Here is an 11,682-nt window from a genome sequence, read left to right on the forward strand (position 1 = left end):
AAAAGCCGTATCTATAAGCGTAAATTTCCTCTAAAACGGTAACAAGTGCCTCATTATTTTAAGAAATATTCAATTTAAGCTGATGCTTTTCCTGCAGAGAGCATAAGCAGCAATCATCTTTCATTAACATACCCTTTTAATCATGAATATGCCCCATATAAACTCCGTATAAAATGTTACCATTTTGTACATTATTCTATAATATTTTTATTAAATTTTTCAATAGGCAAATATAAAGGGCAATCTCGCATTTATATGCTGGATTGCCCCTGATGTAATCTGAAAAATATATTAATTTTTAAAGATCAGTTGTTACCGTTTTAGAGGAAATTTACGATAAGAAACTGCGAGTTGTTTCAAGTTGAACATTGTTCAGCTTATTTTGATAGCACCTATCATCAATAACCATTCCAGATAATTGCATAATACGTAATTATCCTATTAAGTACAGATTCTATCTCTACCCCTTTGTCACTAGATTCATTAATGCAAGGCATATATCTAAAAAGAAATAAGAATGCGCATACGAGCAACAATGCACTATCTAATTATTAGGCCAAAATCACAATACATTAATCGTTTACTTTTATATCTAAAATGACATTGATAGGCTATATTCATCTGTAATCCAAAGTCTCGACAATCGTATTTATATACACCCAAACTTATGATGAGGTCGTTTGTTGGTGACAAGTTCTGTCCGATTGTTTGAATTTTAATTCTAAAATCGACCAATGCACAGAGTAACAGTGTACTGTTAGCTATCCAATCAGAACTCATGTAGCATACATTTTATAACTGGAACTTAAAAGGTATTTAATAGGATGCTTGAATTTGTTGGAATAAAAAATTTCAAGGCTTTTAAAAGCGCTCAGTTCGCATTAAAGAATTTAAATATTATATCTGGCGTTAACGGCGTTGGAAAGTCAACTTTTATACAAAGTCTTCTTCTTCTAAGACAAAGCTATGAGAAGAATGTAATTAACGAGGGATTACTGCTTAATGGAGATTACGTAAAAATTAATAAAGGCATCGACGCGATTAACCATTGGCGTGACTATGACGAAGTTGCATTTATATTAAGATGGAGCGATGTACAAGAAAAATCTGTTTTTTCTTATAAATTACTCGACAATAGTAACTTTCTTCAAGTAAGTGAACATCATAAAATAGCTGCACAAGATATTTTATCAAAACAAAGTCTATTCAACATTAAGTTAAAGTTTCTTTCAGCAGAAAGAGAGTCTCCTAAAGACGGATACGACCCGTCTGATTACCATGTTTTTCATAATGAGTCTATCGGAACAAAAGGTGAATATACAGCTCACTATATGCACTCGATGCAAAAGCAAGAACTACCAATTCATGCTTTACGACATCCGAAAGCTACAAGCTATGATTTTATTGAAAATGTGAGAGCATGGATGTCGGAGTTCACTCCTTTTCTTAAGATCGATATGGGTTACAACGAGATCATTAATAAAGTTTTTTTACATTATTGCCTGCCGTACCTTGGAGTCAAAAATGTTCATGGACGCGCTCAATTTAATCCTATAAATGTAGGTTTTGGACTATCAATGGTTATTCCAGTCATTAACTCCGTGCTTTCTGCAAAGCCTGGGGATTTACTTATAGTTGAGAATCCAGAAGCGCATCTTCATCCTGCTGCCCAAACCCTTATCGGCAAACTATATGCGATTGCAGCAGCAAACGGCGTACAAGTTATAATTGAAACACATTCTGATCATTTATTTAATGGCGTTAGGATTGCAGTAAAGCAAAACAAAATTTCATGTAATGACGTCTCTATTTTCTTTATTACTGCAAAATTGATCAAAAACGAGTTTGCATCAGAAGTAACAACTTCTGAGATATCCCAGGAAGGACGGATTGCACTCTGGCCAGACGGTTTCTTTGATCAGTGGGACAAGGATCTTGATGAGTTATTATGAGCACATGTATTGTATTAAACCATCACTCTCTAAAATTTAACGACATAGAGTCTGCTAAACATGGTTTTTTAGACTTCATTAAAATATTACAACACCTGCCTCAAAATGGCATTTCTACTGTTTTAACTGATACTACTATTGACAAAACATTAATGAATTTGGAGATAGCAAACAAATTTTATGTTAGAGATTGGTGCCGTATTTATAAAAATGAATTTAAAGACGAAATATGTGCGCTAAAAACAAAAGTAACCAAGAAACCATTAGAGTACTCTACCCAAGAAAATGACCGTAGTCATGGCATTGAGGTATATATCAATGATTGTACTAAAGAGTCTTTACCCGCACTTGTTGCTGCATATATATTAAATAACTTTATTATAAGCTTTCAAACCTGTCCAACATGGATGTGCGATCATTTAAAAATTTATGTCTACGATATATCATTGAGCCTTAACGAATGCAGCTTAAAACAGGCTTATATTAAAAACATCTATGATAAAAATAGTTTTTCAAGTCATAGAGCGGATATAGAAAGCTTAAGAGACAATTTACTAAAAGAGGCAAAAGACATATGGACTCAGCGTGATATTTTATATCCAAACTTAATTTTTTTGAAAAAAGAAGTTGGCGATACCCTTCTAAATTGGCCATTTGACGATACTTTATTTAAACAGTTTAAAGAATCTATCTACATTCTTGAAAAATTTACTTCTAAACTTAAAAATAATGTATTTCAAGAATACAGGGCATCATATCTAAGAGAGCTTGGACTTAATCACGAAGTAAGCGGCGAATCTAAAAGTATTCGCGAAAACAATAATGAAGTCAAAAAAAGAACATTTTTCACTATGTCAGGTGAAAAAGTTGTGTGTTTTGATCATATAAAGCTAGCTAGAGGATTTAGGCTTTACTTCAAAACAGATAACAAAGAAAAGAAAACATATATTTGTCGACTAGGCCCTCACTTATAGTCACAAATTTATAACTATGATATGTTTTTTTGTTAAGTAAAATTTTAAATTAAAAATTTGTAAAAGCGTTTCTAAGCTAAAACAAGCGGCAGCGGCCATAAAACATCACATATATACTAGCTTTGTTTAAGGTGAGATTAATTTAATGCACATCAAGATCATCTAGTATAAATGTTGAGGTCATTGTTTTACATAATAAAGCGTACATGTCGAAGTCTTTTGAAAAGCGGTCTGTGGATGCTTGTTAATTTTCTAACACCGCTTTTACTTAAATTTTTGCATTGCTAAAAATTAAAAATACAGACAATGCATGACTTAAATAAGTAAGTTTAAAGTCATTTCAACAAAGGAAATATCACCATTATCGTCTAGCTTAAGGTAGCTATAGTTTTTGCCCCAGTCACCGAGGACATAGCGTGTATCGTAAGCGGCGGATTCATGGTTGAATTGAGAAAAATCGTGGATGTGGCCGTGCACAACAATTTTATGAGGTGGATTAACTTGCCCGGCTTCGGATGATATTTGGTGCTTTTGGTTAAAGATATTTAGCTTGCTGGTGAAAGTTTCGGAAACTGAGGCGACAACGATGCCGTAGATATTGGGATCGCGTCGTTGGTAGTTCATTTCTTTGCTTTTATTTCGAATGCATTGACCTATATTTCTTCTTAATGACATTGGTAGGCAACGGAAAATGAACTGGTAAAGAGGATTGCTGACGGTTTTGGCGTATTTCTGATACGCAAGATCGTTAGTGCAAAATGAGTCCCCGTGGGTAGCGAGAATTAGAGTATTTGATTTATTTATTAGGACATGATCTTCAAGCAACGTCATATTAAGCTTTAGAGCATCTTCCTTATTAATTAAAAAATCCCGATTACCATGCACAAAATATGTAGTTACACCACGTGCTCTTGCACTCTCGAGGCTTTGTTTAACAGCTACTTGAGCTTGGTCGTGCTCGTCAATGCCAATAAAGTAGTTAAATAAGTCGCCAAGTATATAGAGCTCATCGCCATCTTTAAGCTCATCTGCAAACTTTTCAAATGCATGTACTAGTTCTGGGCAAACCACAGATAAATGCAGATCAGCTATAAAGAAAGCAGCCAAAGAGAACTCTCCTAATTAATATTTAGATAAAAATAAGGTCTGCCTACATATTTTGACATATGCATAGGCAGACCTTGTGACGTTATGTAGATAGCATGCTAGTGCATGCTTAGCTACGTAGCATTAGATGGAGTCAATCTCTTCAGCGCTTTCGATGATGATTGGCTCAGCTGGAACGTCACGGTGTGGGTAGAAAGAGCGGTTGTCAGTCTTAACCTTCTCAATCTCGGCAACTACGTCTTCGCCCTTTACAACTTTACCAAATACGCAGTAGCCCCATTCGTGGTTATCACCATTGTAGTTAAGGAAGTCGTTATCAACGGTGTTGATAAAGAACTGGCTAGTAGCTGAGTGAGGGTCGTTAGTTCTTGCCATTGCAATAGTGAAGGCATCGTTCTTCAGACCGTTGTCAGCTTCGTTCTTGATTGGAGCAAGAGTTTCCTTTTGATCCATCTCAGGGGTCATACCGCCGCCTTGGATCATAAAGCCCTTGATAACACGGTGGAAGATGGTGCCGTTGTAGTGGCCGTTCTTAACATAAGTTAAGAAGTTCTCACAGGTGATTGGGGCCTTCTCGGTGTTTAATTCGATAACAATATCACCTTTGTTTGTCTTTAAGATTACCATTTGTATCCCTTGCTTGATAGAATTAAGGTTTCATTTATTATGATTGTAATGTACCACAATAGCAAAAACTAAGAGACAGAAAAATGATACAGATTCACAATACCATCACTCGTCAAAAAGAGGACCTCGTTCCAATCACTCCAGGCGAATTAGGTATGTATGTGTGCGGCGTTACTGTATATGACTTTTGTCATATTGGTCATGCTAGAACTTTCGTAAGTTTCGACATGATTGTCCGCTATCTGCGCTATCGTGGTTTTAAAGTTAAGTACGTTCGTAACATCACTGACATTGATGACAAGATCATTAAGCGTGCTAACGAAAAGGGTGTGAGTGCCAAAGAACTTTCCGAAGAGTTCATTACTAAGATGTACGAAGACTTTGACCGTCTTAACATCGCCCGCCCAGATGTAGAACCACGAGCCACTGACAACATCCCTGAGATTATTGCATTAGTCGAAAGACTGATCAAAAAGGGCTTTGCTTATGTTGCAGGCAATGGCGATGTTATGTTTGCTATTGACGCATTCAAAAACTACGGCCGTCTGTCTGGTCAAAAGCTTGAAGAGCTTGAGGCAGGTTCTCGTGTTGAGGTCGAAAAGACTAAGCGTAATCCATTTGACTTTGTTCTCTGGAAGATGGCAAAAGAGGGCGAGCCTTTCTGGGAGTCACCATGGGGTAATGGCCGTCCTGGCTGGCATATTGAGTGTTCGGCCATGAACTCTAAAGTGCTAGGACAACATTTTGATATTCATGGCGGCGGTTCTGACTTAATTTTCCCTCACCATGAAAACGAAATTGCCCAAAGCTGCTGTGCCTTCGATACTAAGTACGTTAACTACTGGCTGCACTCTGGCATGGTAATGATTAATGATGAAAAGATGTCTAAATCCTTAGGCAACTTCTTCACCATTCGTGATGTGCTCAAGCAGTACGATGCGGAGACTGTGCGCTATTTCTTAATCTCAGCTCAGTACCGCAGCCCTCTTAACTACTCTCAAGACAATCTTGATAATGCCCGTGCCTCTCTTGCAAGACTGTACACTGCACTTCGTGATGTTAAGGCTGGCCCTGCAAGTGGTGGTGAGGAGTATGTTGAGCGCTTCACTAAGTTCATGGATGATGACTTCAACACTCCTGGAGCACTCTCTGTTCTATTTGACCTTGCTAAGGCTGTTAACACCTCATCAGGAACCGAGGCAGAAGGCCTCGCAGGACGCCTGCTTGAGCTTGCTGGTGTCTTAGGCTTACTCACTCAAGATCCTGTAAAGTTCCTGCAAGGTCAGAGCGATGGTGCAGACGATGATGTAGCTTTAATTGAAAGCCTCATTGAAGAGCGTCGCGCTGCTCGTGCAAATAAGGACTTTGCTGCTGCAGATGCTGCTAGAAATAAACTTACTGAAATGGGTGTTGTGCTAGAGGATGGTCCTAACGGCACCACCTGGCGTCGTGCCTAAGTATTTTCATAGCTCGCAACACGCTTAGAAACATCTTTTACAAGCAAGGCATGCAATGCATGCCTTGCTTGTTTTGTTTTATGCGTACTTATTTAGCCTTATTAGTCACCTCTACTAGCTAAATGATGCATTCTCAATTTGTAAGTGCTGCTGTTTAAGCTGCATGCAGCATGTAATTGCCTTATAATGCATGTATCTTGGTGCACTTGCTTAATAGCTAATTATTGTTATCCGCACCAATCTAGTAGTGCTATTACAACGGAGATCCGCAATGCAAGACTATCAGCGCAGATTTATTGAGCTTGCCTTAAATCGTGGCGTGCTTAAGTTCGGCAGCTTCACCTTAAAGTCAGGCCGTCAAAGCCCTTATTTCTTTAACGCTGGCGGTTTTTGCACCGGTGAGGATCTCTACACCTTAGGTTCTTGCTACGCTCATGCATTAGTAGATAGCAAGATTAAGTTTGATGTGCTTTTTGGACCTGCCTACAAGGGTATTCCACTTGCCTGCGCTACTGCTATGGCTCTTAGCAATGAGCATAAGATCAATACTCCATGGTGCTTTAACCGTAAAGAGGCTAAGGATCATGGCGAAGGCGGTAATTTAGTAGGCTCACCACTCAAAGGTGACATCATGCTCATCGACGATGTCATTACTGCAGGTACTGCAATCCGTGAGTCAGATGCCATCATAAAGGCTAACGGCGCTAACTTTAAGGCAGCTTTAATTGCCCTTAACCGTAAGGAAAAAGGACAAGGTGATGAGAGCGCTATTGATGAGGCAAAGCGCACCTTAGGAATTGAGATTGTTTCTATCGTATCTTTTGACGATCTGGTTACCTACATCGAGAATGATAAGGAATTAAGCGCTCACCTTGACGATATGCTCGCCTATCGTGAACAGTACGGTGCATAACAAGCCCATACTGTACTGTGCATAAGTGCATAGTTAGCAGCATCAAAAAAGGCTCCGGATGGAGCCTTTTTTGATTAAACAATAGTTACCTTTTAGATTGTTTCTAAGGACTACTAGCCTTTAGCAGTGACACATGTCTTCACTGCAGGAACAGGATTCACCCATTGCTGTTGCTGACATGGAAATGTCCTTAGTGGCGGGGCCTTTGATGCTCTTAATAGCAGCATCAGCTGTTCTAGTGGCATTGTTATCGCGTGAGTAGATGCAACCGCAATAGAGCTGATTGTAGAAGTTAAACTCCTTAACAAGCTCATAACGGCGGGTAACTAATCCCTCGCGACGCCAATCCTCACTCCAGTATGGTACACCTGTGGCCTCTTGCGCTGCGATACCAGCTGCATCCACCTGCTTTTTGTTCTTCCAGCGGCTAGTTGCTAATGTGGTAGTGAAATGGCTAAAACCATGCTGCTTAGCATACATAGCAGTTGCAAGCATGCGATCACCAAAACATACAGAACATCGAGCACCGCGCTCTGGCTCTTTTTCAAGCCCTTTAACCTTAGCAAACCAAGGCTTTGGGTCATACTCTGGGATGATGTAATCAAAGCCAAGCAGCTTAGCTAGCTCAATTAACTCATCACGACGCTTTTCATACTCATTGCGAGGATGAATATTTGGGTTATAGAAGAACAAAGTTGGGCTAATGTTGTGATACTTAAAACACTCCAGTACTGCACCACAGCAAGGTGCACAGCACACCTGCATCAAAAGCTTGTTCATTCCCTCAGGGATCTTCAGCTCACGCTTAGGAGTGTTTCCAAAATCCTCAGGTAAAGTTAAAGGCATACCCTGTAATCCTCAAAATCAGTATCAATATCAAAAAAGATGAGTAGCAATGGTCAGCAGCTAGCTATTTTCCCAAAGAACCATCAATAAAAACTGATATGATAAATCCTCTAGATAAGGATTAACCATATAGCGATAAAAAACGTCACTGACTAACATATCAATGATCATATTCATGTCATGATGCTTTTTAAATATGAATAATTCATGTTCTGCTATAAAATGAATCTACATAAGTGTTTTGGCAATCAAACCACTGTATCTGATATGAGCAGCTTTTTTTGCTTCAGGCAAAAAGTTATAAACAGTAGATATATTGATTTTTACGTCAACAAATGAGTTACATAGATGAATGACTATAACGTTGTCCTAGCAACAGACAATAACTATCTTCCATATAGTTTTGTTGCATGCCAATCTATTATAGATAGCCTTGAATCCTCTTCAGATGGTGGCCAGACTGTATCTAATGATGACAGAATTATATTCAATCTTATTGTAGATAATTCTGTAAATACGGACATCTTAAAAGAAAAATGCCAATCATTTACAAATAGAAATAAAGATAAGATTGCCATCTCTTTTGAAATTAAGCATGTAGATCCTAACCTTTTTGCAGGTGCTCCAAAACTAAAAGGATCTCACAGCACTTATTATAGAATTGTTGTTGATAAGCTTTTGGATAAAGACATTGACACTATCCTTTATATAGATGTCGATATTCTAGTTAGAAAAGATATTCGCAAGCTGTTTAACCAAACAAACCTTCAAGGAAGCGTTCTTGCAGCCTGTGTAGAGCATGCAATTGATGAAAATTACATCCCGGACAGCAAGCTTAATATTAAACCAGACACACCATTTAAAAAGCCTCTCATAATAAACAAGCATGAGTACTTTAATGCCGGTGTTCTTCTGATCAATCTAAATGAGTGGCGTGCGCAGAATATCTCAGACAAATGCCTTGAGATTTTAAAGTCTTATTCTCCTAGAGCTCATGATCAAGACTTACTTAACTACACAATTAAAAACAAAGTTATTCTTGATATGGGATGGAACTTCCATACATTCAATTTCTTTTTAAAGTTCAATGACAAAGACAATAGATATTCATTAATACCATTAAGAGGCAATGGAAAAACAAATTTATCCTGCAAAAATGATTTACCAGATGCAGAAACATTTGAACAGATAGCAAATGACCCTGCAATTTGTCACTTCACTTTATTTAAGCCTTGGGAAAGAATGGAGTGCCCCTATTCAAATCTGCCAACTACCTACAACATGGGAAAATATTTACTTGAATGGCACGCTGAGGCCGCAAAGGTAGCAGAGTTTGCAATCGAACTATCCTCACTATCCCATGTAGATATTCGTAACTATGATTTTATTGACTGTCTCTTAAATCATAAAATTTCCGTAAACCAGCAAAATATCAATAAGCTAATTAAGGGACGCAAAAAGGACAAAAAAGTTCTTGTTAGCGCTATTGCATGCCTAGCTGCAGTTGAGGTTATAACTCTCATATTATTGATGCTTAAATAAGATTTACTTAAGCAAAGACACATGATTTAGGTTAAATCATTCCTCAACCGCAATTTAATGCTGCCATCTAAGAATATACAGACTTTTATAAATAACTACTTGATGGCAGCAACTCAAAACTTATGTATTTACTATTGAATGACGTGCGTCATGACTATTGCAAAGCCTCCTCTTGTTCTTTAGGCTTGAACTGGGAGTTGTAAAGGGTAGCATAAGCGCCGTTTTGAGCGAGCAGCGTATCGTGATTGCCCTTTTCGACAATGTAGCCGTCATTGACGACCATGATGACATCAGCATCGCGAATGGTTGACAGTCTATGGGCGATAACTAAAGTGGTACGGCCCTTCATGAGCTCATCTAAGGCTTTTTGCACTACCTTCTCTGAGCGATTATCTAAAGCGGACGTAGCCTCATCTAAGATAACTAATGGCGCATTGCGGATAATGGCTCTAGCAATGGCTAAACGCTGCTTTTGGCCACCTGACAATGAAACGCCACGCTCACCAATATAAGTGTCTAGGCCATCTTTTAAAGAAGCCACAAACTCATCTAAATAAGCACTTTTAAGCGCACTATTGATCTCTTCTTCAGTGGCATCTGATTTACCAAATAAGATATTTTGTCTAATGGTTCCTGCAAAAAGGAAATTATCCTGAAAGACAAATGCAACCTGGCTTCTTAAAGACTCAATGGAGTAATCTTTAATATCAATACCATCAATTAAAATAGTACCTGACTTAATTTCATAAAGACGAGTAATTAAAGAACATATCGTACTTTTACCGCCTCCTGAATTACCAACCAGAGCTACTTTTTGACCTACTTTTACCTTAAAGTTAATATCTTTTAAGACATCAACCTGACCTGTATAAGAGAAGGCTACATGAGAAAACTCAATGCTTTCTTTAATGCCATCGAGCTTTTTGTAGCCCTCATTTTTGCCACTTTCAAATGATTCATACTCAAGCAAGTCATTAATACGGTCTAAAGCTAATAAAGCACTTTGAACTTGAATGTAATTATTGCCAATACTCTTAAGCGGGGTATAAAGCATGATTAATGCGGCTAAAAAGGACACAAATTCACCTGAGGTAATTTGTCCCTTGATAATCATATCTACGCCAAAGTATAAAACAGCACCCACACCTAAAGAGCTAACAAAATGCATCACTGGGGAAAGCCAATTAGTATCTCTAACCAGCTTTACACTCATCTTAAATAAGAAGTCCGCCTGCTCATAAAAGCGAGCATACATATATTGCTTTAAATTAAAGCTCTTAATAACTTTTGAACCTTGAGTGGTCTCGTTATATAAGGTAATCATGCCTGTAGAGGCGGATACAGATTTATTTACAATGCCCTTTACTCGCTTACGAACAATGCGCATTGGCAGAATGAGGAAACAAACCACACCAATAGCGACAATAGTAAGCTGCCATGAGTTATAAAGTAAAACGCCAACTAAAGATAATGATGAGAAAAATTTAGTTAAAAATAGCTTCATATTGGATATCAAACCACTTGAAGCACATTCAGCATCATTAAAGAAACGAAGAATTACAGATCCCGAGTTGTTGGCATCATAAAAGCGACTATCAAAGGATAAGAGCTTATCGTAGAGCTTGGCTCTAATTAGCAAATTAATCGCGCCACCTACATAGCTATTTACTAAGGAAGAAGCGTAGATAAAAAGACCCTGTACTATAGTAAATCCAATGATGACTATAGGCACATAGTATGCGGCCTCTACCTGCTGATTTACCATGACATTATCGGTAAAAGGCTTTAAGAATAACGCAATGACAGCATCAAGAGCACCTACTGGAATAGTAAGCAGCACACCAACTAATGCCAATACCCAATAAGGCTTTAAAAATGGCCAAAACAGCTTATAGCCTCGCCAAAATGAGGTGGACTTTTGGCTAGATAGATCACTTAAAATTAATGGGTGGTATTGTGCTTTTGCAGCCTCTCTAGCCACTTCTTGCTCATGCTTAAGATCATCACTTACATTAGAAGTTTGCTCTTGAGCGCAATCATTTTTCAATTTTAAGTCGTCAGCTACCTGCTGCTTGTCTTTTGGGTCAATCTTATCGCTCATATTTACCTCGAGAGACAATGCGCATAGGAACTTTGAATAAATAACATAACTTAGCAAACATTAAATTACCTGATATGCTGAGTCGTTGCCATAATGCAATCGATAAAATTATTTATTCACAATTCCTTATTTGTAAAACTCCCATGATCAATCGGATAGTGCC

9 protein-coding genes are annotated in these 11,682 nt (G+C 38.1%); 5 read left to right on the top strand and 4 right to left on the bottom strand.

The window, feature by feature from the left end:
* Positions 1-824: 824 nt before the first annotated feature.
* Both H524_RS0110835 and H524_RS0110840 read left to right on the top strand, forming a co-directional pair.
* Positions 825-1,952: a DUF3696 domain-containing protein gene (locus tag H524_RS0110835; protein WP_027940232.1), complete on the top strand. Its 1,128-nt coding sequence runs from the start codon at positions 825-827 to the stop codon at positions 1,950-1,952.
* The gene (locus H524_RS0110840) at positions 1,949-2,926 is read left to right on the top strand and encodes a hypothetical protein (protein ID WP_027940233.1); all 978 of its coding nucleotides are present in this window, start codon (positions 1,949-1,951) and stop codon (positions 2,924-2,926) included. Before H524_RS0110835 ends, H524_RS0110840 begins: the two co-directional genes overlap by 4 nt.
* Positions 2,927-3,241: 315 nt before the next feature.
* Here the strand turns inward: H524_RS0110840 and H524_RS0110845 are convergent, their stop codons facing one another.
* Both H524_RS0110845 and H524_RS0110850 read right to left on the bottom strand, forming a co-directional pair.
* Positions 3,242-4,033 carry a UDP-2,3-diacylglucosamine diphosphatase gene (locus H524_RS0110845; RefSeq protein ID WP_027940234.1) on the bottom strand — a complete coding sequence of 264 codons (792 nt, stop codon included), beginning with the start codon at positions 4,031-4,033 and terminating at the stop codon, positions 3,242-3,244.
* Positions 4,034-4,156: 123 nt separating this feature from the next.
* Complete coding sequence (locus H524_RS0110850) at positions 4,157-4,660, bottom strand: peptidylprolyl isomerase (protein WP_027940235.1); 504 nt, start codon at positions 4,658-4,660, stop codon at positions 4,157-4,159.
* Between the two features lie 83 nt (positions 4,661-4,743).
* On the opposite strand from H524_RS0110850, the gene cysS reads away from it, so the two are divergent.
* Both cysS and pyrE read left to right on the top strand, forming a co-directional pair.
* The gene (gene cysS / locus H524_RS0110855; RefSeq protein WP_027940236.1) at positions 4,744-6,117 is read left to right on the top strand and encodes a cysteine--tRNA ligase; all 1,374 of its coding nucleotides are present in this window, start codon (positions 4,744-4,746) and stop codon (positions 6,115-6,117) included.
* Between the two features lie 271 nt (positions 6,118-6,388).
* A complete protein-coding gene (pyrE, locus tag H524_RS0110860) occupies positions 6,389-7,030 on the top strand; it encodes an orotate phosphoribosyltransferase (protein ID WP_027940237.1) in 642 nt (213 codons plus the stop codon).
* Between the two features lie 120 nt (positions 7,031-7,150).
* Here pyrE and H524_RS15510 read toward each other — a convergent pair whose 3' ends face one another.
* Complete coding sequence (locus H524_RS15510) at positions 7,151-7,876, bottom strand: epoxyqueuosine reductase QueH (RefSeq protein WP_084281760.1); 726 nt, start codon at positions 7,874-7,876, stop codon at positions 7,151-7,153.
* 348 nt (positions 7,877-8,224) lie between these two features.
* Between H524_RS15510 and H524_RS0110870 the strand changes: the two genes are divergently transcribed.
* Positions 8,225-9,418 carry a glycosyltransferase family 8 protein gene (locus H524_RS0110870; protein ID WP_027940238.1) on the top strand — a complete coding sequence of 398 codons (1,194 nt, stop codon included), beginning with the start codon at positions 8,225-8,227 and terminating at the stop codon, positions 9,416-9,418.
* Between the two features lie 154 nt (positions 9,419-9,572).
* Here the strand turns inward: H524_RS0110870 and H524_RS15515 are convergent, their stop codons facing one another.
* Positions 9,573-11,519 (bottom strand): ABC transporter ATP-binding protein, encoded by a 1,947-nt coding sequence (locus H524_RS15515; RefSeq protein WP_084281761.1) that lies wholly within the window; start codon positions 11,517-11,519, stop codon positions 9,573-9,575.
* Positions 11,520-11,682 lie beyond the last annotated feature (163 nt).

This window comes from Anaerobiospirillum succiniciproducens DSM 6400, from assembly GCF_000482845.1.
Taxonomy (GTDB): domain Bacteria; phylum Pseudomonadota; class Gammaproteobacteria; order Enterobacterales; family Succinivibrionaceae; genus Anaerobiospirillum; species Anaerobiospirillum succiniciproducens.

Excerpts from the sequence above, each read along its gene's own strand:
- H524_RS0110835 (WP_027940232.1), top strand. The coding sequence starts at position 825 with ATGCTTGAATTTGTTGGAATAAAAAATTTCAAGGCTTTTAAAAGCGCT.
- H524_RS0110840 (WP_027940233.1), top strand. The coding sequence starts at position 1,949 with ATGAGCACATGTATTGTATTAAACCATCACTCTCTAAAATTTAACGAC.
- H524_RS0110850 (WP_027940235.1), bottom strand. The coding sequence starts at position 4,660 with ATGGTAATCTTAAAGACAAACAAAGGTGATATTGTTATCGAATTAAAC.
- cysS (WP_027940236.1), top strand. The coding sequence starts at position 4,744 with ATGATACAGATTCACAATACCATCACTCGTCAAAAAGAGGACCTCGTT.
- pyrE (WP_027940237.1), top strand. The coding sequence starts at position 6,389 with ATGCAAGACTATCAGCGCAGATTTATTGAGCTTGCCTTAAATCGTGGC.
- H524_RS15510 (WP_084281760.1), bottom strand. The coding sequence starts at position 7,876 with ATGCCTTTAACTTTACCTGAGGATTTTGGAAACACTCCTAAGCGTGAG.
- H524_RS0110870 (WP_027940238.1), top strand. The coding sequence starts at position 8,225 with ATGAATGACTATAACGTTGTCCTAGCAACAGACAATAACTATCTTCCA.
- H524_RS15515 (WP_084281761.1), bottom strand. The coding sequence starts at position 11,519 with ATGAGCGATAAGATTGACCCAAAAGACAAGCAGCAGGTAGCTGACGAC.